The sequence below is a fragment of the Methylocystis sp. NC52PC genome, from assembly GCF_055698645.1.
Genome location: NZ_CP170127.1, coordinates 3,031,136 through 3,053,370, shown reverse-complemented (window position 1 = coordinate 3,053,370; position 22,235 = coordinate 3,031,136). Strand labels below are relative to the sequence as shown.

The window sequence follows — 22,235 nt, the reverse complement described above, 5'->3', positions numbered from 1 at the left end:
TCCGAGCGATTACTGGAAGGTGATGTGCTGGCTCGCATAGGCGGAGGCGCAATTGCCCGGGCCGCGAGAGGCCCCGACGATTCGACGCGCGAGCGCCTCGTGGGCCGGGGACGAGGCGGAGACGGAAATGCCCGAGATGCCGCCGCCAGGATTGACGTAGAAGGTCACATAAGCGGTTCCGGGACCCAGGCTCGTCGCCCCCGGCAGATGCCGGCGAATCGAGGTCGCGACCTGTACGAGGCACGCCGCCTGCGTCGCGGCCGAGCCCTGAGCCCGTCCGCCCGGCAATCCGAAGCGACCGGCGACCCGCGCCGTTCCGGCTCCCTGTCCCGCGCCGCCAGGAACGCCGTAACGACGCTTGTCCAGTGACGCTTCTCGCGATTTGGCGTCTGCAGAAGCGGCGCGCGAGGCGCGCTTCTTTTCCGGCGCCTTGGGCTTCTCTTCCTTCCGCGCGGGCGCGTCCGGAGACGGCTCGGCCGCCGCTTCCGGCTGCATGATGGGCGGCGGCGGAAGCGCCGCTTCCGGCTCTTCGACGGCGACGGCGGGCGCGTTTTCCAGCGCGCTGACGTCGAGCGTGTCGCCCTCTGGCGCGGGGTCGCCCGCGTCGAGCGAGTCCCCCTCCGGGATGAGCTCGGCGTCGATCGTCGCGAGATCCGCCACCTGGGGCGCGGGCCAATAAATTCCGGATGCGAAGAACGCGATGTGCACGAAGACGATCGCCCCTGCGAGGACCGGGTGCAGCCATGCAGGTCTCAGCGGCGGCCGTTGCGGAAAGGGGCTTTGCTCCTTTTCCGATCTCACGCTTGTAGCCAAGTCAACCATTCTTGAAGCCTCTGTCCGCGCCGCGCATGTGGCCTTCGCGCGCGCTATGGACCTTCAGCCGCGCGTCATCGCCTGCCCGCTAAGAAAGGGGATTCGATCGCCGCCCGACATACGTCGCTATCGCCAGCACCGCCTTCTCGCCGCTCGTCGCGCGACGATTCGCAAAGGCGCTAGGAAACGAGCGACGGAGGCGCTCTCGGCGCGTTTGCAGGGTTCCTCGGCGCGGGCGCGATAAACGCCGCGACGCCCGTCCATTCGTATGTATCGGGCGCAGCGAGGCGAGGCGCTGCGCAGCCATCGACGCCCTCGAGAACAATCGCGCCGAGCTCTGCGCAATGCGTCACGCAGCAGGCGTTCATGTGATGCTGGGGAAGCGTCGGAGCGGGCGTTCCCGAGTTCGTGCCATGCAGACAGGAAAGACCCGCCTCTGCGGGCGCCGCAGCGGCAAGCGGCGCGAAGGCGGCGAATGTCAGATGAAACACGGCCAACATGGCGATAAGCGCGCCGATGCGCCCCGCTTCGCCATTCAGCAATGTTCGAAATCGCGCCACTGCGAGAGGCCCTCCCAACCAGCCGAACGCTAGGTTTGATCCGACAGGGGGTCAAGACGGCGCTCGCGGCCTTTGCGAAGATCGCGTCACAAGGCCGCAGATTTCCTGTCTTGGGCCGCACAGCGCCTATAGAGCGCTTGATGGAAAGGAATGTTTCGGCGCATTCTTCGCCATGAGCTCGTACGAAGTCGCAAAGGCCGCCGAGGCCGCGCGTCGCATCTGGTCCTGCTGGCAGGCCGGGGAGACGCTGGGGGAGTTGCCGGCGGAGTGCCGGCCCGCGAACGCATTCGAAGGCTACGCCGCGCAGGCGCAGCTCCCGGAAGTCTCGGGACGTCGCGTGCTGGGCTGGAAGCTCGCAGCGACCAGCGCGGTCGGTCAGGCCCATATCCAGGTCTCCGGGCCGCTGGCGGGGCGCCTGCTCTCCGGCAAGGTCTTCGACGACGGCGCGGAGCTGTCGCTCTTCGGCAATCGCATGCGCGTGGCGGAGCCGGAGTTCGCCTTCCGTATGGGACGCGACCTGGCGCCGCGCGAGACCGCCTACAGCCAGGACGAGGTCATGGGCGCCGTCGCCGATTTGCATCTCGGGCTCGAGGCGCCGGATTCGCGCTTCGCCGTCTTCGAAAAGGCCGGCGAAGCCCAGCTCATCGCCGACAACGCCTGCGCCGGGCAATATGTGGTCGGCCCCGCGGCGCCCGCCGTCTGGCGCAGGATCGATCTCAGCCGGCACGCCGTGACAGGCAAAGTGACGAAGGCGGGCGGGGATTGCTGGACGCGGGAGGGCGTGGGGGCGGCGGTCCTCGGGGATCCGCGTATCGCCCTCACCTGGCTCGCCAACCGCCTTTCGTCGCTCGGCCTGACGCTGAAGGCCGGCGAAATCGTCACGACCGGCACCTGCATGACGCCGCTGGAAATCGAACCCGGCGACGCCGTCGAAGCGGATTATGGGGCGCTCGGCCGCGCACGGCTGCGATTCGCCGCGGAAGCCTGAGGAGCCTCAAAAGCAAAAGACCGCCAGCGCCTCGGCGCTGACGGCCTTTGAAAAACCGGACCGCTCGCTGGGCCGGTCATTCGCTTACCTGGGCGATCAGAGACGCGTCAGGGTCACAGCGGAGATGATGACCATAGCCAACATGCAAGCGGGAATCAGCCAACCCATTTGAACCTCCCTCTGGGGAACGCCATTGATGGCGTCGTTATTTGCAGCTTTACGCGGGACGCATCTCAACGGAGGGGGCGTTTTTTGTCAAGCCCTATCACGCTTCCATCCACCTGAACGACGCGGCGCGGCGATGGGCGCGCGGGCCCCCCACGCCCTTGGGGGCCTGCCTACAGATCACTGAAAAGACGAGGCTTTCGCCCGTCTGCACGGTGTCGCATGCGGTTCTGGAGCCCATGAACATTCAGCCCGCCGATGCGTTCCACGGCATCACCGATCCCAGCAAGCGCAACGGCCGCCCGCGGCGGGCGGCCCCGCTTCCGCCAAGGAGACCGCAATGCGAACAAGGCTTTTTCTCTCGGCGGCCGTAGCGACTCTGTCGCTCTGCCTCTCTCAGGGCTATGCGCAGCAGGCCGGACGCGGGCCATCGGGCGACGACGCCGCCAAGCCAGGCGAATCGACCCGCATGCAGAATGAGAAGGGTGCGACCGAGCAGCGCGGGGAGCGGCGCGACGAGCGGGCGCAGGAACAGAAGCGCGAACGCGGCGCGCGCGAGACAGGGGACGCGTCGGATCGTCCGGGCGCGGCGGCCAAGGACGAGGACAAGCGGGCTGCTGCAAAGGACGAGAGCAAGCGCGGCGCCGCGAAGGACGAGAAGAAGCAGGACGCGACCAAGGCCGAGGAGAAGCACGGCGGCGCCAAGAAGGGCGAGAAGCACGGCGCCACGACGCGGGAGGAGCAACGGGGCGCCGCGAACCAAGATCGCGACCGCGCCCCCACGGCCCAGGGCGGCCGGGAAATGGACCGCCAGGACCAGACCGGGGAAAGCGGGGCCACTCCCGGCGGGCGCACGGGGGCCGCGACCACGGACGCCGAACGCCGCGCCACGCAGGCTGAGGCCGACAAGGCCGGCCGGCCTGGCGAGCGGGCGGAGCCCGGCGCTGCCGACGCCGAACGCCGCGGAACGCAAGCCGAGGCGGACAGGACCGGCCGCGCCGGCCAGATGGAGCGCCGCGGCGAGATGGATCAACAACGCGGCAGGGACGGCTTCGACCGGCAGACGGGCGAAGCGACGCGCGGCGCGGGCCGGCGCGAGGCTTTCGAGGACGCGGGGCGCGACAGGCGGGGAGCCGGCCGCTTCCGGCTGTCTCAGCGGGAAAACACGCGGGTCCGTCAGATCCTGACCCAGCGAAACGTGCAACGAATCTCGCCTGACGTCTTCAGCCCGAGAATCGGCGCCGTCCTTCCCCCGAGCGTGCAATTCTACCCGCTGCCCGCGGATGTGATCGGGATGATCCCACGGTTCCGCGGCTTCAATTACGTCATGGTCGGCGACGACATCGCCATCATCGATCCCGGCACCCGCGAGGTCGTGACCGTTCTGGACGAAGGCGGCCCCGGAGCCGCCTATGGCTACGGATATGGAGACGACGAGCGCTACGGCTACGACCGCCGCAACGGCCGCTCTTATGGGTCGGCGCGCAGAGACGATTACCGCGCATCGCGTCGGGACGCTGACGACGACGATGACGATGATCGCCGCGCCGGGCCAAGGCGCCGGGGCGAAGCTTATGGCTACGCCCCGCGGGTGCGGCTCGACGACCGGCAGGAGCGCGCGCTCTATCGCGGGGTCATGAGCGAGGCTCGGTCGAATCTGCGGCAGGTTTGCGTGCGGGTGGGCGAGCGGGTGCCGGAATCCGTCGATCTGGAGCCGGTGCCGCGCAATATTGCGGCCCAGGCGCCGGACGCCGAGCGCTTCGACTACTTCGTGCTCAATGATCAGGTCGTGCTGGTTGATCCGGACACCCGGATCGTCGCTGACATCATCGAGCGCCCGAGGTGACGCAGGAGGGCGCCGGGGCCCTCCCCCGGCGCCTTTTCACCGGCGTAGCAGTCGTTCTCGCAACGCCTCATAGATCGGCGCCTCGCGCAGCAGCGTCGGCGCCAGCATGGCCGTAAAACAGGCGGCCAGCATCGGCAGCAGCAAGACGGCGCTGCCCGTCATCTCCGTGACCAGAACCATGCCCGTCAGCGGCGCCCGCACCGCCGCCGTGAACAGCGCCGTCATGCCCACCACGGCGAAAGCCTGAGGTTGGATGGCAAGCCCCGGCAGCAGCAGGCCGCAAACGACGCCGAAGAAGAGACCGGCGAGGGCGCCCAGCGCCAGCATCGGCGCGAAGAGTCCGCCGGGCGTCCCGGTCGCATAGGACGCCGAACCGAGGCCGAACCTCAGCATGAGCACGAAGGGCAGGATGAAGACGTCCTGCGAGCCGGAGAGCGCCGCCTGGGTGATATTCCCGCCGCCGCCGACGACGCCCGGCGCAAACCAGGCGAGCGCGCCGACCGCCGCGCCGGTCAGCGCCGCGCGCCATTTGACCGGCGTCTTGTCATAGGCCGCGAGCGTCGCGTACAGCAGCCGATTGTAGAAGACGCCCAGACAGCCCATGAGCGCGCCGAACACGAAGAACAGCGGGCCGATCGCCGGCGCGGGATAATCGATGGGCGCAAGCGCGAACTCCGGCGCGTCGCCGAGAATGAAATGCGCGGTGGCGATGGCGGTCGAGGAGGCGCCGAGCGCGGCGATGGCGGTGCGGTGCTCGAATTTCTGCACCAGCTCCTCGAGCACGAAGACCGCGCCGGCCATGGGGGCATTGAAGGCCGTGGCGAGCCCCGCCCCGGCCCCCGCGGCGAGCAGCGCGCGACAATCCCGCCAATCGCGGCCCGAGGCCTGGCCGACGAGATGGCCGATCACCGCCCCGATCTGCACGCTCGGGCCCTCGCGGCCGAGCGCGAGGCCCGAGCCGATGGCGAGGACGCCGCCGAAGAATTTTACCGGCAACAGGATGAAGGGCGCGGGCGGCGCCTGGCCGTGCAGAACCGCCTCGACGTGCGGGATGCCGCTGCCGGAGGCGTGCGGCGAGAAGCGCCGAACCAGCCAGCCGGCGAGGGCGGCGGCGAGGGCGCAGAGTCCGATCACGCACAAGAGGCCAAGGAGCGCCCTGCCCTGCGCCCATGCGACGATGAGCGTGCGAAAGTTGTCGGCGGCGTCGAGGGACAACCGGTAGAAGGCGCCGACGACGCCGGCGGCGACGCCGACGGCGAGCGCCAGCGTCGCGAGGATGAGGAGACTGATCCGATCGTCCGGCGACGCCGGCGGCTCCCCTTGCTCCCGCCGCCGCCAGAGGCTGTCGTCTCGCGGGCGTCCTTCCAGACGCCCCATGGGAGGCGCGGGCTCTGGCGGGGGCGCGTCGTTCACGACGCGCCGCTCACGGCCTTGATGTCCACGTTGACGGCGAGGGCCTGGCGCCCTGCCCCGACGATGACGCCGTCGATCGGCGACACATCCGCGTAATCGCGCCCGATCGCGACGGTGATGTGGTTGTCGTCGGCGAACATGGCGTTGGTCGGGTCCAGATGAATCCAGCCAAAGGGCTCGCCGCACCAGAGCGCCGCCCAGGCGTGCGAGGCGTCCGCGCCGTCGAGACGCGGCTGGCCGGGGGCCGGCGCGGTGCGAATGTAGCCGCTGACATAAGCCGCCGGCAATGCGAGGCCGCGCAGGCCGGCGATCATGATATGCGCGAAATCCTGACAGACGCCGCCGCGCCGCTCGAAAGCCTCGGCAAGGGGCGTCGCCACATGAGTCGCCTCGGGGTCATAGGCGAAGTCTTCCTTGATACGGGCCATCAGTTCAGCCGCGCCTTCGAGAACCGGCCGGCCAGCGGGAAAGCTCTCGCGCGCATAATCCGTCGCCGGCGGATGGAGCGGCGTCAGGCGGCCGGGGAAGAGCCAGTGCGCGGGCGTGCCCCTGTCCAGTCGTCTCAGGGCGCAGGCGTCGCGCGCGATGTTTTCCCACGGCGGGGTCAGGCCCGGCGCGGGCGGCTCGTCCCAATTGACCTCCACGCGGGCGGTCATCGCGACGCGCAGCCTTGCGTGCGGCTCGCGGATCATCGCCTCGACGACGCGATTGCCGAAGAAGTCGACGCTCTCTCGCGTCGCCTCGGGGACCGGCGTCGCCTCGATTACGCTTCTCAAGACCCGCTGGCCGCGGCCGTCGCGCGGCGTCAGCCGGATGGCGCAGCGCGTCGAGGCGACGCTCGCCTCATAGCTGTAGGTCGTGACGTGGCTGATGTCGTAGATCACGCGAATCTCGAGCGCCTGTCGGCCGGAGCGGGATCGCTGGCGTGAGAGAAATACCGTTCCGAAACGGCGTTGGCGAGCGCCATCAACCGTTGTTCGATCAGCAGCACGCGCTTGCCGTCGATGCGGCGCGCGTCCTCGGCTTCGAGATCGGCGCGCAGCGATACGGCGATGCGCCGCTGCGGCTCCATCATCCCGTCGTCGGCGAGCGCCGGCAGCGCCGCCAGATGCGCGTCGATGCGGCGGGCCTGAAAGGCCACCGAGCGCGGATTGAAAGGATCGAGCAGCGCCATGTCGAGCGTCGGCGCCAGAGCGGCGCCGGCGAGATAACGGGAACGATAGGAGATCTGCGAATCGATGAGCTCCAGGAGCGCGTCGAGCGTCTCCAGCGTCGGATCGTCGTCGGCGAACTGCCGCACGTAGCGACAGGTGTTGATGGCGCGTTCGATGCGCTTGCCGAGATCGATGAAGGTCCAACCCGACACGCGGTTGAAGTTCTCGTCCATCAGACCCGACAGCGCCGCGAGCGTATGCAGCCCTCTTTCGCACATTTCCAGGATTTCTGGTTCGAGCGGCGCGGCGGGGCCATTGAGACGCGCGTCCAGACGCACCAGCAATTGCCAGATGTCCTGCGACAGGCGCTCGCGAACAATCGAGGCGGCGCGCTTCGCCTGCGCGACAATGGCGCGCGCCGAACCGTAGCATTTCGCGTCGCTGGCCGCCGTCAGCGCGATGGCCGCGCTGGAATCGGCCGAATCGACCGGCCCCGCGGCGCCCCAGGCGACGAGCAGCCGCTCGCAGCGGTCGATCGGCTGGCGGCCCAAGATGGCGTTGCTCTGCGGCTCGGTCAGCCGATTGCACAGGCAGCGCACGACGCGCAGCTTGGCCTCCGCCCGCTCGAGATAGCGGCCCATCCAGAAGAGATTGTCGGCGGCGCGGCTCGGCAGGTTGCCGGGCACGCGCACGATGCGCGCGTCGTCGGTTGCGGGCAGCAGCGTCGTCGCCGGCTCGGGCCCGTCGTCGCCGACGACCCAGACATCCGCCGATTTGGCGCCTGCGCCCATCGAGATGGCGCGCGCGTCGCGGCGGTCGGACACGCGGCAAAATCCGCCGGGCATGATCTTCCAGCCCTCGGGCGTCGCCGCGGCGAAGACGCGCAGCGTGAAGGGGCGCGGCGTCAACGCCCCGCCGCGCCAGGCTGGGGTCGTCGAAAGCTGAACGACTTCCTGCGCCACATAGTCCATGCCGCGCCGCTTGATGGCGGCGACCAGCCGCGCGCGATGCTCGGCGTCGAGCTCGGCGCCGATCGCCGCGCGGCCGTCCTCGAGCCCCTCCGCCGTGTCGCCGAAGGCGGCGGCGATGGCGCGCTGGTCGATGTCGCGCAAAATTTCGGCGCGCTCCGCCTCCTGGCCGCACCACCAGGTCGCAACATTCGGGAGACGCAGATCCTCGCCCAAAAGCCGTCGCGCCAGCGCCGGCAGGAAGCTCATCAAGGCGCGCGACTCGACGAGGCCCGCCCCCGGCATGTTGGCGAGCGCCACGGCGCCCTCGCGGATCGCCTCGAACAGGCCGGGGACGCCGAGCCGCGACGCGGCGTTGGCCTCCAAAGGGTCGAGCCAGTCCGCGTCGACGCGCCGCCACAGCACGTCGGCGCGCTTCAGGCCAGCGACCGTGCGCACGTGCAGCTTGCCTTCGCTCGCGACCAGGTCCTCGCCCTCCACGAGAAGAAATCCGAGGTAGCGCGCCAGATAGACCTGCTCCGTATAGGTCTCGCTCCACGGTCCCGGCGTCATCAGGCAGATGCGCGGATCGGCCCGTGTGGCGGCGGCGACCAGCCCGGCGCGAAAATCGCGAAAAAAGCCCGCGAGCCGGCGAACCCGCATCTCGCGGTAGAGGCTCGGAAAGGCGCGCGCCAGAATGAGCCGGTTCTCGACGGCGTAGCCCGCGCCCGAGGGCGCCTGGGCGCGATCGCCGAGCACCCACCACTTGCCGTCGGGCCCCCGCCCCAGCTCGGCCGCATAGAAACGCAGCCAGCGCCCGCCCACGGGCTTGACGCCGCACATCGGGCGGATGAACTCGGGCGAGCCCGCCACCGCCGCCGCCGGCAAAGCGCCTTCGGACACGAGCCGCGCTTCGCCATAAACGTCGCGCAAGATGCAGTCGAGCAGCTCGGCGCGTTGCGCCACGCCCGCCGCAATGTCCCGCCACTCGCTCTCCGTGACGAGCAGCGGCAGCCGACTGAGGGGCCAGGGTCGTTCGCGCGTTTCGCCATGAACGCGATAGGTCACGCCCATGTCGTTGATGCGCCGCGCAGCGGCGGCGAAACGGCTCTCGACTCCCTCTTGCCCGAGACCGGCGAGGGTTTCGAGCAGCCGCGACCACTGCGCGCGCGGGCGGCCGTCCGCCCCGATCAGCTCGTCGGGGACGCCGGGGATCGGTTCGTAGTCCTCGATCCAGGCGGCCAGCCGCCGCGCCTCGGCGCCTGGAATCGTCGCGGCCTCGCGATCAACGGCCAAAGCGCCTCCGTAAATCCAGCGTCAGCGGGAAGTCGTCCGCCGGCTCCTCCAAGGGCGGCTCCACGCGGCCCGGCGTGTGGCCATGGTCCTGGAACCGGGAGAGACGACGCGATTCCGCCTCGTGAAAGTTGACCGGAAAGGTGTCGTAATTGCGCCCGCCGGGATGGGCGCTGTGATAGACGCAGCCGCCCAGAGAGCGATTGCTCCAGCTGTCGACAATGTCGAAGGTGAGCGGCGTGTGCACGGGGATCGTCGGATGCATGCCGGACGCCGGCCGCCACGCCTTGAAGCGCACCCCGCCGACCGCCTCACCCGGAACGCCCGTCGAGTGGAGCGGGACACGGCGGCCGTTGCAGGCGACGACATGGCGGTTCGGCACGAAATGCTTCGCCCTCACTTCGAGACGTTCGACGGAAGAATCCACATAGCGCACCGTGCCGCCGACGGAGCCTTCCTCCCCCAACACATGCCAGGGCTCGAGCGCATGGCGGATTTCGAGCGTCACGCCGCCATGCTCGACAGAGCCGGCGAGCGGAAAGCGGAACTCGTATTGCGCTTTGAACCACTCTGCCTCGAAGGCGTAGCCGGCCCGCGCCAGATCGTCGAGCACGCCGAGAAAATCCGCCCAGACGAAATGCGGCAACATGAACTTGTCATGCAGCGACGTGCCCCAGCGGACGCAGTTCCCCTCCTGCGGCTCGCGCCAGAACCAGGCGACGAGCGCGCGCAGCAGCAATTGCTGCGCAAGGCTCATGCGCGCGTCGGGCGGCATTTCGAAGGCGCGGAACTCGACGAGGCCGAGGCGTCCCGTCGGCCCGTCCGGCGAATAAAGCTTGTCGATGCAGATTTCCGAGCGATGCGTATTGCCGGAGACGTCGACGAGCAGATTGCGGTAGAGCCGGTCGACGAGCCAGATCGGATAGCCCCAATCGTCGGGTCCCGGCGTATTGGCGAGTGCGATTTCGAGCTCGTACAGCGCGTCATGGCGCGCCTCGTCGATGCGCGGGCTCTGGCTCGTCGGGCCGATGAAAAGGCCGGAGAACAGGTACGAGAGGGAAGGATGGCGCTGCCAATAGAGCACGAGGCTCTTGAGGAGATCGGGCCGGCGCAGGAAAGGCGAGTCCGCCGGCCGCACGCCGCCGAGCACTACATGATTGCCGCCGCCCGATCCGACGCAGCGGCCGTCGGTCATGAACTTGCTGGTGGTGAGCCGCGCGAACCGCGCCTCTTCGTAAAGCGTGGTCGTATTCGTCACCGCGTCGCGCCATGAGGCGGCGGGGTGAATGTTGACCTCGATGACGCCGGGATCAGGCGTCACCTTGATCACCTCGAGACGCGGGTCGACCGGCGGCGGATAGCCTTCGATGTGCAAGGGCATGCCGAGATCGGCCGCGGTCGTCTCGACGGCGACAAGCAGCTCCAGATAATCCTCGAGCCGCGTCACGGGCGGCATGAAGACGCAGAGCACGCCGTCGCGCGGCTCGACCGCGAGCGCCGTGCGCACCACGCCCTCGACGATCGACTGGCCGCGAATCTCCTGCCCGATCGCGCGCGTCTCGCTGTAGATTTTCTGAAAATGCGACGGGTCGGGAAGCGCCTCGCGCTCCTCCATCGGGTCCTGATTGTGGACGTAGGGATAGACCGAGGGCGGGACCCACGGCAGCGCATTCAAAGGCAGGCGCAGACCAACGGGCGAGTCGCCCGGCGCGAGATACAACTTGCCGCGCCGCAGCGGCCAGCGTTCCGAGACCCACCGCTGTTCGCCACGCGCGTTCCAGCGCTGCACCGGCAACACATAGCCCGCCGGCGTCGACAGCCCACGCTCGAAGACGCGCACCATGCGCGCCCGCTCTTCCGGGTCTTCGATCTTGGGATCGCTCGGATCTGCGTTGATCGGCAGCGCCCCTTCCTTCAACATCCAATGCGCCGGGTCTTCATAGGCCGGGATGACGTAATCCTTGCCGACGCCAAGCGTCTCGGAGAGTTCGAAGCAAAAGCGCGCGGCGTCGAGGGACTCGGCGGGCGCGGCGTTGCTTCCCATGCCCGAGACGAGCGCGGGGTTGTTCCAGATCGGCTTGCCGTCCTTGCGCCAATAGAGCGCGAAGGCCCAGCGCGGCAGGCTCTCGCCGGGATACCATTTACCTTGTCCGTAATGCAGAAAGCCGCCCGGTCCGAAGCGGTCGCGTAAGCGCCGGATGAGTTCGTCGGCGCGCACGCGCTTCGTCGGGCCGACGGCGGCGGTATTCCATTCCGCTGATTGGAAATCATCGATCGAGACGAAGGTCGGCTCGCCGCCCATGGTGAGGCGGACGTCCTGCGCGGAGAGGTCGGCGTCGACCTTCTCGCCAAGCGCGTCGAGCCGCTTCCAGGCCTCGTCCGAGAAAGGCGCGGTGATGCGCGGCGCCTCGCGGATGCGGTCGACTCGCATCTCGAAATTGAAATTGCATTCGGCGGGTTCGACCAGCCCCGAGACGGGCGCGCAGGAGCGGTAATGCGGCGCTCCGCACAGCGGCAGATGCCCCTCCCCGCAGAAGAGCCCCGACGTCGCGTCGAGCCCGACCCAGCCCGCGCCGGGAATATAGACTTCCGCCCAGGCGTGAAGGTCGGTGAAGTCGTGATCCGTTCCCATCGGACCTTCGATGGGATCGAGGTCTTCCTTGAGCTGGATCAGGTAGCCGGAAACGAAGCGCGCGGCGAAACCGAGCCGGCGCAGAAGTTGGACAAGCAGCCAGGCCGAGTCGCGGCAAGAGCCTGAACGCAGGGCGAGAGTCTCCTCCGGCGCCTGCACGCCCGGCTCCATTCGGATCACATAGCGAATGTCACGCTGGAGCCTGGCGTTGAGATCGACGAGGAAGTCGATCGTCCGCAGCGGCTCGCGCGCAATCGTTTCGAGATAAGCGTCGAAGGCCGGGCCCGCGGGCTCGATTTCGAGATAGGGCGCGAGTTCCGTCTCCAGTTCCGGCTTGTAGACGAAAGGAAACTCTTCGGCGTAGGGCTCGACGAAAAAGTCGAAGGGGTTGAAAACCGCCATCTCCGCCAGGAGATCGACCTCGATTTTAAATTCCCGCGCCTTCTCGGGAAACACCAGCCGCGCCTGCCAGTTGCCGTGCGGGTCCTGCTGCCAGTTGATGAAATGCGTGGTGGGGAGAATTTTCAGCGAGTAGCCGGTCACCCGCGTCCGGCAATGCGGCGCGGGTCTCAGGCGCACGACCTGCGGCCCGAGGGCTACGGGGCGGTCGTATTTGTAATGTGTGACGTGATGAAGCGCGACTTGGATCGACAAAGGGGAGCGCCTTTCGCGAAGCGGCATGGTGCGCCGCGAAAGAATTTAGCGGGAGCACAGGCGGGATCGTCAATCCGATTGGCTGAGAGTTGACGCTTTTGCCAGTAATTCCCCCAGCCTGACGGAGAGTTAGGCAGGCGGCGCCCAAGATGCGTGCGGCTGAGCGTCAGCGGATCGCGTCGAGCGGCAGCCGCAATTCATAGCGCAGCCCGCTGTCGTCGTAGGCCACGCGTCCCTCCCCGCCGAACTGCTTGGGCGAGTCGAGCAGGATGAAGCTGCCAAATCCCTTGCGCGTCGACGGGGCGGCGGGCGGGCCGCCACTCTCTTGCCAATCGAAGACGAGGACCTGCCGCCCGTCGACAGTTTCTATCTCTTTGCGAACGCCGATGCGTCCGCTGGACACAGAGAGCGCGCCATGCTTCACAGCGTTCGTCAGAAGCTCGTGCACGATGAAGGAGAAGGCCTGCCCGGCCTTGGCGTTGACGCGGACGTCGACGCCAGTGGACTGGACCTGATCCTTGAAGCCGCCGATGGCGATCTGGAACAGCCTGTCCAACGAGATATTCTTGAACAGCGATTCCGAGAGCACCGCATAAGCGTCAGCCAGAAGTTGGACGCGCTGCGTCAGAAGCTCGCCCGCTTCGGCGATGCTTCTGCCTTTTGTCAGCGTTCGGCGGATCATCGCCAGAATGACGGCGAACATATTGCCGACGCGATGCTCGAGCTCGCGGGCGAGCACGCCCTGGCTTTCCTCGTGCTGCTTTCGCTCGGTGATGTCGCTGACAACCGCCAAAACGGCTTTTTGGCCAGCCCACTCCATTGGAGTGAGACCGATCTCGACCGGAAATTCGCTGCCGTCCTTGCGTCGCCCGCAGAGATCGCGGCCGGCGCCCATCGGCCGGGTCTCGGGCGCCGCTTGAAAACCCCTGCGCAGCCCGACATGGAGGGCCGCGACAGTGCGCGGCACGAGAATCTCTACCTCACTGCCAATCAGATCGGCGCGGTTATAGCCAAAAAGCCTCTCGCCGCTGGCGTTGACCTCGACGATTTGCCCACTCGGCCCCACGACGACGATGCCGTTCGGCGTCGAATCGAAGAGCGAGCGCAGGTTTTGCTCCTGGATCGCGATGCGTTCGACCGCGTGCTGAAGCAGCGAGACGACAATGGCGATCATCAGCGAAACAAGCAGGAAGGAGCCTAGCGAGACCGCGTCTTTCCCGTCGAGCGCCCATTCATGCGCCGGCGCCAGAAACCAGTACCACGCGATGACCATGGAGCAGGCGGACGCGAACAGTCCAACCGCTACGCCGCCGACGACCGTCGCCACGAGGACGGCGGGGAAAAAGGTGAGGAACGGAACGCCTTCGACGAAGAAATCGCTCGCTTGCCAGCGAGCCCATGCGGCCAACGCCACCGCTGCAAGGGCCACGCCGTAAGCGACAGCAGGCCGTTGCCGCGCAACCATGAACGACATAAGAGCGTTCGTCGCCCTGTCTGACCGCATCGCCTGGCGCGCCTCCAATAAGGCGAAGATAGTGTCGCGCCTAGGCGAAGACGATAGGGCTCTCGACGTTGAAAAAGGCCGGGCCGAGAGCCCGAGCCGTCGTCTACCCGGCGCCCCTTAGCTGCGCCACGCGCACAGGGACCGGCGGGTGCGAAAAGTAGAACTTTGCATAGAGCGGATCGGGCGTGAGCGTCGAGAGATTATCGCGCGTCAATCGCGTGAGCGCGGAAATCATCGGCTCCTTGCCGACAATCCGCCGGGCGAAATCGTCCGCCTCGAACTCGTTCTTGCGGGAGCGCGCGGCGAGCAAGGGGCGCAGCAGATGCGAAAGCGGCTCCTTGGCGAAAAGCAGCGCGATCAGCACCACGCCGGGATCATGCGGCAGGCCGAACCATCCCGCGAAGGTCTCGGATCCAAACGCCCAGTAAAGCGCCGCGAAGCCGATGAAGGCGATGATCGCCGCCTGAAGGATCATCTGCCTGACATGGCCGAATTTGAAATGGCCAAGCTCATGCGCGAGGATGGACTCGATCTCTTCGAGCGTATGCTTCTCCAAGAGCGTATCGAAGAAGACGATGCGCTTGGCCTTGCCGAAGCCGGTGAAATAAGCATTGCCGTGACGGGAGCGCTTCGAGGCGTCCATCACATAAAGCCCCTTGGACTCGAAGCCGCATTTTTGCAGCAGCGCCTCCATGCGCGCCTTGGTCGACCCCTCCGCCATCGGCGTGAATGTGTTGAAGAGCGGCGCGATCAGCGTCGGATAGATCACGGTCATGGCGATGGTGAAGACCATGAAGGCGACATAGGCGAAAAGCCACCAGCTGTTCGGCAAGGCGCCGAGCAGCCAGAACATGCCGTAAAGCAGCGGCGTCGCAATGACGACGCCGATGAGCGCGCTTTTTGCTTCGTCCAGCAGGAAGGTCGGGAGCGTGAGCCGGTTGAAGCCGAAGCGCTCCTCCAGCCAGAAGGCGTTGGCGAGCGAGAACGGCGTTCCGAGGAGATGCAGCAGGCCCGCCACGAGCAGCACGAAGGCGACGCTGCGCGTGAGTCCGGGGTCGATGTAGGAGGCGACGAATGCGTAGACCGGGGCCATCCAGACCGCGAGCCAGAGGATGGAGAGGGCCGCGTCATAGACCGTCTCGACCATGCCGAAACGCGTGCGCGCGATCGTGTAATCGGCGGCGCGTCGGTGCTCTTCGATCGACACCTCGCCGGCGAAATCGGCCGGAACCGCGTCCCGGTTGGCCGCGACCGTGTCGACCTGGCGCTGGCGAAGATAGACCCCGAGCCCCGCCGATAAAGCGATGGCGAGGCAAATGAGAACGCCTATAAGGCTCATGGAGAAAGCTCCCGCTTCTGATCTTGGTCAAAATATACGCACTCTGGCGCAGCTTTGCGAGAGGCCAGGAGCCGCTCCCGAGCGGCCCTCCCCGCTCAGGCCGCGACGCGCCGGCCGCGATTGAGAAGCGCGAAGGGCGCGCCGCTGAGCAGAACGTCGAGAGCGGCGAGACTTTGGAACCTGCCATTGACCGAGAGGCGCGGGAGAGCCTGCAGATGCGCGCGATGCTCGGGGAAGATCAATCCCGGCCGCGTCGTGACCGCGCTCTCGAAGCCAAGCTCGGCCGCAAGATCGAATTCCCGTCGCCCCGCCGAGGTCCGGTCGCCGACCGGGTAGCAGAAATGGCGCGGCGTCACGCCGGTTTCTTCCCTGATGCGCGCCCGGCTCCCGGCCATCTCCCGACGCGCCGCCGCGGCGTCGAGTCTCGCGAGCCGCGGATGGGATAGCGAATGCGCGCCAATGGTCGCGAGGCCATGTTGCGCCAGCGACCGGATGGCGTCCCAACCCAGACAGCCGTGCGTCGCGATTTCGCGCGCGTCGACCCCTGCCCGGGCCGAAAGATCGGCCACGACCGCGAGCAGCGCCGCTTCGTCGCCGTCGCGGATCGCCCAGTAAATCTCTGTAAACGCCGCCTGCTTCTCCTGCGGGGACGCGCAGCGGCTAACGATGCGCCGCTGCGCAACGGTAATGTCGACATGCGAGAGGCGGCGGATCGACTCCTCAAGTTCGAGCCACCACAGCCGCGCGCTACGGTCCGCGAAGCCGGGAGTAAGATAGGCGATGAAAGGCGCGCGATGACGCTCCAGAATGGGCAACGCATGGTCGACAAGGTCTCGATAACCATCGTCGAAACTCAGCACCGCGAAGGGCTGTGCATGTCGCCGTGCGGATCGCACCACATCGAGCGCGTCGTCGAGCGATAGAATTGCATAACCTTGCGCGCGCAAATGATGCAGCAGGAGATCGAGAAACGGCGGCGAAATCTCAAGGCCCGCATTGGGCGCGAAGCTGTCGTGAACGGCTGGCCGGACCCGGTGAAACGTCAAAATGACGCCGCGCCCCCGCGTCAGCGGCGCGGCCAGCCGGTGCGCGCCGCTGACGTGAAGCAGCCGCAATGCCGCAGAAATCGCTCTATTGCGCCAAACGGACATCGATCCCGTCCACAACTCAAGAGGTTTTTTAGGACCGATCCGATAACGTTCTCTTATGCCGCCCTTGCCGGATCTCGCCGATTATTCGACAGTCCACGTCTTCACGCATTTCGAGGACGCGCGCGCCGATTGGCTGGCGCTGTCGCAAACAGCGAAGATCAGCCCGTATCAATCTTTCGAGTTTCTTTCAGCCTGGTTCGACGCCTTCGGGGCTTCGGAAGGCGTGACGCCCTACCTCATCGTGGCCCGCGACGCTGCGGATCGTCCGAGCGCGCTTCTGCCGCTGTGCACGATTCGCAAGGGCGCCGTGACTCTTGCCGCATTCCTCGGGGGCCGCGAAGCCAATTTCAATCTGCCGCTTTTGCGTCCCGATCGACGCCACGACGAAGCAGGTCTGCGCTGGCTCATGCGCGAAGCGGCGCGCCGCGCGCCATCGCCGCCGGATGTTCTCTTCCTACGGAATCAACCACGCCAATTCGAAGGCGCTCGCAACCCTCTCCTTTTCATGGAAGCGCGGCCGAGCGCCAGTTTCGGCTATGCGACGGCTCTGCCCGAGACGATCGAGGAATTGACGTCGCGGCTCTCGAAGGAGACGCGCAAGAAGCTGCGGAAGAAGGAGGCGCGTCTCGCGGAACTTGGCCCAGTCGCATATGAACATCAGATCGCCGGACAACGCGGCCATGAGCTCGTCACTGCCTTGCTCGAACAGAAATCCGCGCGTTTTGCGGCAGTTGGGACGACAAGGCGACGCAGCCTGTCGGCGCTTCTCCACGGTCTTCTGGAAGCTCAGGAGGATGGCGTCCTCGAGCTTCACGGGCTCTCGGTCGACGGCCGCTTCGTCGCCGCTTACGCCGGCGTGCGGCGTAATGGCCGCTTCTCGGCCATGCTCAATTCTTTCGACACGGACGAAGAGATCGCGCGCTGCTCGCCCGGTGATCTGCTGCTGCATGCGTTGATGCGCAATCTTACAGCGCGCCGGATGACGCATTTCGACCTCGGCGTCGGCGAAGCGCGTTACAAGCGCGCCGTTTGCGATGAGACGATACCGCTCTATGACGTCGTCCTCCCGCTCTCCGCGCGCGGCGTCCTCGCGGCTCCGTTGATCTCCGCCTATCTGCGTCTCAAGCGGCGCGCGAAAAATGCGCCCGCGGTCGTCCGTTGCTATTACAGGCTCGTCGCCCTCCTTGGCCGCTGAGCGCTAAGCCGCCAGATCGCCACAGGCCGACGCGTCGAGAAGGTGCGCTTCGACGCCAATCTCCGCGAGGTCTTCGCGCAGCGCCTCCGCCGCTTCGTCCTCGCCAAGCACAAAGGCGAGGTCCACATGCGGCGCAAGGCGCAGCGCCTCATCGGCCGAGGCTGCAAAAATGAGGTAGTCGTAGGCATGAGCCAGGGCGGTGACGAGAAGCGCATGGTCGCCCATGCCCGCGCCGTCCGCCACTCCGCCCGGCAGCACATGCAGCGTCGACGACTTGTCGCGATGGATCGCGTCGCCGTAGCCGGCGGAGCCGCGCGCGAGCTCTCCCATGCCGCAGGGCCGCCGTTCCGACCCGGGACTTACCAGCGCGTCGAACATCGCAGCGCCGGGATCGGCGGCGGCGAGCAGGGCGCGTCCCTGCCCCGCAAGCTGACGCGCGAGACTGACCGCCGTTTCGGCGCGCGGTCCCGTCTCCGAACAGGGCGCCACCAGCACTTTGACGCAGCCCTCGATCGCCCGCGCGGGACTGATCCGGCGCGCGACGACGGGCGTGGCGCGCCACGACGCTTTTTTGGGCGGCTCCTTGTCTTTCGGCGCGTCGCTTTCCTGTCTGGCAAAAATCGGCTCCCGCCGGTCGGGCGTGACGGCGGCCGGCGCCGGCTGCGCGGCGCTGTGCGCCGGCGGCAAGACGCGGGCGCGGCCCGTCAGCAGCTCGCCGGCGAGGATGACGCCGAGCGAAAGGATCAGACCCGCGAGCGTCGCGAAGAGGACAATGGGGACTTTCTTCGGGAAGGACGGGACCTGCGGCGCCAGCGCGCGCTGAATGATGCGCGCGTCAGCCGGCGTCGCCTTCACGCGCTCGCGCGCCACCGCCTCCTGATATTTTGCCGTTTCGCTTTCGAGTTGCTCCTTGAGAAGCCGCGCCGCGCGCTCGAGGTCCCGCAGCTTCACCTCTTCCGCGCCCGCCGCGCCGGCGACGCGCTTCTGATCGTTCAACACGCGCGTCAGATTTTCGACGCGGGCCGCGGCGATGCGCGCTTCATTCTCCAGCGTATGCGCGGCGCGCTCGGCGGCGGCGCGCCATTGCCGCTCCAGATCGGCGAGCTGCGCATCGAGTTCCTTGATCCGTGGATGCATCGGGAGGAGCGTGCGGGACTCGAGCGCGAGTTGCGCCCGCAGCGCGACGATCTGCTCGAAGATGCGCCTCAGCGACTCGTTGCTGGCGATGTCGGGGATTTCGGCGATCCGGTTCTGGCGCAGCATGTCGCGCAGCAGGCTGGCCTTCGCCTGAGAATCGGCGTGAGCGGCGCGCGCCGAGGAAAGCTGGTTGTTCAGTTCGCCGAGTTGCTGCGTCGGGACGATGGTGTTGTTCGAGCCGATGAGCAGCCCTGTCTCCGCGCGATATTTTTCGACCTTGGCTTCGGCCTCCGCCACGCGCGTCCGCAGATCGGAGATCAGCGTCGCCAGTGATTGCGCCGCGCTGCGCGCGATTTCCCTCTTCGCCTCCTGCTGCATCTCGATATAGGCCTCGGCCACGGCGTTGGCGCCGCGCGCCGCGAGGTCGGGATTATAGGAAGTGAACTCGATCGACAGGACGCGAGTCTTGGTCGGCGACAAGACGGAGAGCTTTTCGGAAAATTTTTCGAGAATGCGCTCATCCGGCGGCATGAGCGTCGGGTCGCGGACGAGACCGACGAGCGCCATGAGCCGCGTCACGGGGCCAACCCCATTCGCCAGTGGATCGAATTCGACGTCGCCTTGCAGGCCGATTTTCTTGATCGCCCGGCGCGCGAGATCGCGTGAGGTGAGAAGCTGAATCTGGCTCTGCACGCCTTCGGCGTCGGGGCCATTGGCGTCGACGCGCTCCCCATTGTCCACGCGCGCGTAGAAACTGTCCTGATTTTCGAGAAGCAGCCGCGCATCCGACGTATAGCGCGGCTTGACCAGATTGACGAAAAGGAAAGAGACCAAGAAGGCCGCGAGCGTCGGCCCCAGCACCCACCATTTCTTGACAAGGAGCACGCGGCCCAATCGCGCAAGATCGATTTCGTTTATGTCGGCGTCGATCCTGTCTTGCATTGGCGCATGCATGGCTGCTCCGGGGTGATGCGCCGGGTTTAGAGGAACATGGTTGAGACGCAGTTAAACAGCCAAGTCAAAGTTTGTTAACCATGAGCCAATAAAACAAAGGTGGCGACGAACAGGCGCCAACGTCCCTCGCGCTTCGAGACGGCCCCTCAGCAGGCTCCTCGGCGCGAGGGCTCCCTGACGCGCCAAGGCGATGAAAAACGCCTCTTGTTGATCGAGACGGATCGAAGGATGCCGAGACCCGAGGCCCCAAAGCGGATCGCCGCGACGCGCTTGCTCCTGCCTGTAGCGGCCCTCGCCAGCGCCTTCCTGTCGGCCTGCGCCGCGCCGGGCGATTACCGACCGGAACTCTATGCCGCGTCGACCGCAGAGGCTTATACGCTGTCCGCCGGCGATCGTCTGCGCGTGATCGTTTTCGGGCAGGATTCGCTTTCCAACGCCTACGCGGTCGACGGCGCCGGGCGCATCGCCATGCCGCTGATCGGCTCTGTTCCCGCACAAGGCCGCACCGTTCCCGAGGTGGAGCGTGAAATCGCCGCGCGCCTGCGCGACGGATATGTACGCGAGCCGCGCGTTTCGGTCGAAGTGGAGGCCTTCCGTCCCTTCTTCGTGCTCGGCGAAGTGACGAACGCAGGCCAGTTCCCCTTTGTGGAAGGCATGACGGTGCGCACGGCGATCGCCATCGCAGGCGGCTTCGGACCACGCGGCTATCAAGGCGGCGTCGACCTGACGCGCATCGTCGACGGCGTTCCCGTCACCGGCCGCGTGCCGCTCGACGCGCCGGTGCGTCCGGGCGACACGCTTACCGTTCGCGAGCGGATTTTCTGATTTCATGGGCGCCCGCTTGCGCGGGCTTCTTGCGAGGAAGCCCTTTCTAAACCCTTTGCGCATAATGGCAGGAGGCGCTTATCCCGCGGCTCCGGCAACAAATGGAAAGCGAGACATGGACGGCTTTGGCCTCGACGATCTGAAGAACGTCCCGCCCGATCCCAACCAAGAGGGACAAGGCCTGCACAAGACGCATGCGCTGGCGCCGCGTCTCGCTGAAATCGCCAGCAAAGGCGCGCCCGGCAAGTCCTATTCCACAGTCGTGCTGACGGGCGTCGTCCGGCTTGTCGAATTTTCGATGCTGCTCGCGGCCGGCCTGCTCCTTCATAAGCTTTACGTCGGAAGCTACTGGGAAGAATCGGTCGACTATTACGTCGCGACCCCGGTGATGTCTGCGGCCGCGATTGTCGCTTTCCAGTCTTTCGACCTCTACACAACAGCGTCCTTTCGCGCGCCGGTTCGCCATGGACTGAAAATCGCCGCGGGCTGGTCGATGGTCTTTGTGGCGGCGCTGGCCGCGGTCTTCTTCCTCAAGCTCGACGGCGTCTTTTCGCGCGTCTGGCTGCTCGGCTGGTACGGCGTCGGATTGGCCCTGCTGGCGCTGGAGCGCGCGGCGCTCGCCGTCGTGACGCGCCGGCTCACCCGTTCGGGGAAGCTCGATCGGCGTACGGTCATCGTCGGCGGCGGCGCGCTGGCCGATCCGGTGCTGCGGGCGCTCGCGGCGCAGGATGACAGCGATCTGCGCATCCTGGGGCTGTTCGACGACCGCGCCGACGCGCGCTCGCCCGATGTCGTCGTCGGCTATCCCAAGCTCGGCACGGTCGACGAGCTGGTGGAATTTGCGCGCCACACCCGCATCGATCTCATCATCTTCACCCTGCCGATCTCCGCCGAGACGCGCCTGCTGCATATGCTGCGCAAGCTTTGGGTGTTGCCGATCGACATCCGCCTCGCCGCGCATACGAACAAACTGCGTTTCAGCCCGCGCTCGTACTCCTATATCGGCGATGTTCCGGTCATCGACGTCTTCGACAAGCCGATCGCCGATTGGGACGTTGTAGCGAAATATATTTTCGACAAGGTCGTCGGCGGGCTCTGTCTCGCCGTGGCGTCCCCGATCCTGATCGCCGTTGCGCTTGCCGTGAAGCTCGACTCGCCAGGGCCGATCTTGTTCAAGCAGCGACGTCATGGCTTCAATAATGAAGTGATCGAGGTTTACAAGTTTCGTTCGCTCTACGCCGACGCTCAGGACCCTTTGGCGCAAAGGCAGGTCACCCGCGACGATGCGCGCGTGACGCGCGTCGGCCGTTTCATCCGCAAGACGTCTCTCGACGAGCTGCCGCAACTCTTCAACGTCGTGTTCAAAGGCAATCTGTCGCTCGTCGGCCCGCGCCCCCACGCCATCGTCGCGCGCGCGGGTGATTTCCTCTACAATGAAGTCGTCGACGGCTATTTTGCGCGCCATCGGGTCAAGCCCGGCATTACCGGCTGGGCGCAGATCAACGGATGGCGCGGCCAGACCGACACGCAGGAAAAAATCCAGAAGCGCGTGGAGTTCGATCTCTACTATATCGAGAACTGGTCGATTCTGCTGGACATCTATATCCTCGTCATGACCCCCTTGGCCCTCCTCAAGGTGGAGAACGCCTGTTGAGAACCTCGTCG

The 22,235-nt window shown here is 66.7% G+C and carries 15 protein-coding genes; 5 read left to right on the top strand and 10 right to left on the bottom strand.

Features of this window, described 5'->3' with window-relative positions:
- Window positions 1-9 precede the first annotated feature (9 nt).
- Complete coding sequence (locus tag ACETII_RS16785; RefSeq protein ID WP_472786253.1) at window positions 10-801, bottom strand: hypothetical protein; 792 nt, start codon at window positions 799-801, stop codon at window positions 10-12.
- Between the two features lie 191 nt (window positions 802-992).
- Window positions 993-1,373 (bottom strand): hypothetical protein, encoded by a 381-nt coding sequence (locus ACETII_RS16780; RefSeq protein WP_472786252.1) that lies wholly within the window; start codon window positions 1,371-1,373, stop codon window positions 993-995.
- A 172-nt stretch (window positions 1,374-1,545) separates the two neighbouring features.
- On the opposite strand from ACETII_RS16780, the gene ACETII_RS16775 reads away from it, so the two are divergent.
- Both ACETII_RS16775 and ACETII_RS16770 read left to right on the top strand, forming a co-directional pair.
- Window positions 1,546-2,361 carry a 2-keto-4-pentenoate hydratase gene (locus ACETII_RS16775; RefSeq protein WP_363347900.1) on the top strand — a complete coding sequence of 272 codons (816 nt, stop codon included), beginning with the start codon at window positions 1,546-1,548 and terminating at the stop codon, window positions 2,359-2,361.
- Window positions 2,362-2,866: 505 nt separating this feature from the next.
- A complete protein-coding gene (locus ACETII_RS16770; RefSeq protein WP_472786251.1) occupies window positions 2,867-4,372 on the top strand; it encodes a DUF1236 domain-containing protein in 1,506 nt (501 codons plus the stop codon).
- A gap of 36 nt (window positions 4,373-4,408) precedes the next feature.
- Here the strand turns inward: ACETII_RS16770 and clcA are convergent, their stop codons facing one another.
- The 7 genes from clcA to ACETII_RS16735 form a co-directional block, all read right to left on the bottom strand.
- A complete protein-coding gene (clcA, locus tag ACETII_RS16765; RefSeq protein WP_472786250.1) occupies window positions 4,409-5,785 on the bottom strand; it encodes a H(+)/Cl(-) exchange transporter ClcA in 1,377 nt (458 codons plus the stop codon).
- Entirely contained in the window at window positions 5,782-6,669 is an 888-nt protein-coding gene (locus ACETII_RS16760; RefSeq protein ID WP_472786249.1) for a transglutaminase family protein, read from the bottom strand. The genes clcA and ACETII_RS16760 overlap by 4 nt, the downstream gene beginning before the upstream one ends.
- Window positions 6,666-9,182 (bottom strand): circularly permuted type 2 ATP-grasp protein, encoded by a 2,517-nt coding sequence (locus tag ACETII_RS16755; protein ID WP_472786248.1) that lies wholly within the window; start codon window positions 9,180-9,182, stop codon window positions 6,666-6,668. The genes ACETII_RS16760 and ACETII_RS16755 overlap by 4 nt, the downstream gene beginning before the upstream one ends.
- Window positions 9,172-12,465: a transglutaminase family protein gene (locus tag ACETII_RS16750; RefSeq protein ID WP_472786247.1), complete on the bottom strand. Its 3,294-nt coding sequence runs from the start codon at window positions 12,463-12,465 to the stop codon at window positions 9,172-9,174. Before ACETII_RS16750 ends, ACETII_RS16755 begins: the two co-directional genes overlap by 11 nt.
- Before the next feature lie 166 nt (window positions 12,466-12,631).
- A complete protein-coding gene (locus ACETII_RS16745) occupies window positions 12,632-13,939 on the bottom strand; it encodes a PAS domain S-box protein (RefSeq protein ID WP_472786246.1) in 1,308 nt (435 codons plus the stop codon).
- A 133-nt stretch (window positions 13,940-14,072) separates the two neighbouring features.
- The gene (locus tag ACETII_RS16740) at window positions 14,073-15,308 is read right to left on the bottom strand and encodes a M48 family metallopeptidase (RefSeq protein WP_472786245.1); all 1,236 of its coding nucleotides are present in this window, start codon (window positions 15,306-15,308) and stop codon (window positions 14,073-14,075) included.
- Window positions 15,309-15,403: 95 nt separating this feature from the next.
- On the bottom strand, window positions 15,404-16,459 hold the full coding sequence (locus ACETII_RS16735) for a polysaccharide deacetylase family protein (protein WP_472786244.1): 1,056 nt from the start codon (window positions 16,457-16,459) through the stop codon (window positions 15,404-15,406).
- A gap of 55 nt (window positions 16,460-16,514) precedes the next feature.
- Between ACETII_RS16735 and ACETII_RS16730 the strand changes: the two genes are divergently transcribed.
- Complete coding sequence (locus tag ACETII_RS16730; protein ID WP_472786243.1) at window positions 16,515-17,654, top strand: GNAT family N-acetyltransferase; 1,140 nt, start codon at window positions 16,515-16,517, stop codon at window positions 17,652-17,654.
- Between the two features lie 3 nt (window positions 17,655-17,657).
- Here the strand turns inward: ACETII_RS16730 and ACETII_RS16725 are convergent, their stop codons facing one another.
- Window positions 17,658-19,745: a GumC family protein gene (locus ACETII_RS16725; protein WP_472786242.1), complete on the bottom strand. Its 2,088-nt coding sequence runs from the start codon at window positions 19,743-19,745 to the stop codon at window positions 17,658-17,660.
- Window positions 19,746-19,973: 228 nt separating this feature from the next.
- Here ACETII_RS16725 and ACETII_RS16720 point away from each other — a divergent pair, with 228 nt between their 5' ends.
- Together ACETII_RS16720 and ACETII_RS16715 are read left to right on the top strand one after the other, a co-directional pair.
- The gene (locus ACETII_RS16720; protein ID WP_472786241.1) at window positions 19,974-20,570 is read left to right on the top strand and encodes a polysaccharide biosynthesis/export family protein; all 597 of its coding nucleotides are present in this window, start codon (window positions 19,974-19,976) and stop codon (window positions 20,568-20,570) included.
- 115 nt (window positions 20,571-20,685) lie between these two features.
- The gene (locus ACETII_RS16715; protein WP_472786240.1) at window positions 20,686-22,224 is read left to right on the top strand and encodes an undecaprenyl-phosphate glucose phosphotransferase; all 1,539 of its coding nucleotides are present in this window, start codon (window positions 20,686-20,688) and stop codon (window positions 22,222-22,224) included.
- Window positions 22,225-22,235: the final 11 nt, after the last annotated feature.

Bases quoted from the DNA above. Each gene is read 5' to 3' on its own strand.
- ACETII_RS16775 (WP_363347900.1), top strand. From the start codon at position 1,546: ATGAGCTCGTACGAAGTCGCAAAGGCCGCCGAGGCCGCGCGTCGCATC.
- ACETII_RS16770 (WP_472786251.1), top strand. From the start codon at position 2,867: ATGCGAACAAGGCTTTTTCTCTCGGCGGCCGTAGCGACTCTGTCGCTC.
- ACETII_RS16745 (WP_472786246.1), bottom strand. From the start codon at position 13,939: ATGTCGTTCATGGTTGCGCGGCAACGGCCTGCTGTCGCTTACGGCGTG.
- ACETII_RS16740 (WP_472786245.1), bottom strand. From the start codon at position 15,308: ATGAGCCTTATAGGCGTTCTCATTTGCCTCGCCATCGCTTTATCGGCG.
- ACETII_RS16735 (WP_472786244.1), bottom strand. From the start codon at position 16,459: ATGTCCGTTTGGCGCAATAGAGCGATTTCTGCGGCATTGCGGCTGCTT.
- ACETII_RS16730 (WP_472786243.1), top strand. From the start codon at position 16,515: ATGCCGCCCTTGCCGGATCTCGCCGATTATTCGACAGTCCACGTCTTC.
- ACETII_RS16725 (WP_472786242.1), bottom strand. From the start codon at position 19,745: ATGCATGCGCCAATGCAAGACAGGATCGACGCCGACATAAACGAAATC.
- ACETII_RS16720 (WP_472786241.1), top strand. From the start codon at position 19,974: ATGCCGAGACCCGAGGCCCCAAAGCGGATCGCCGCGACGCGCTTGCTC.
- ACETII_RS16715 (WP_472786240.1), top strand. From the start codon at position 20,686: ATGGACGGCTTTGGCCTCGACGATCTGAAGAACGTCCCGCCCGATCCC.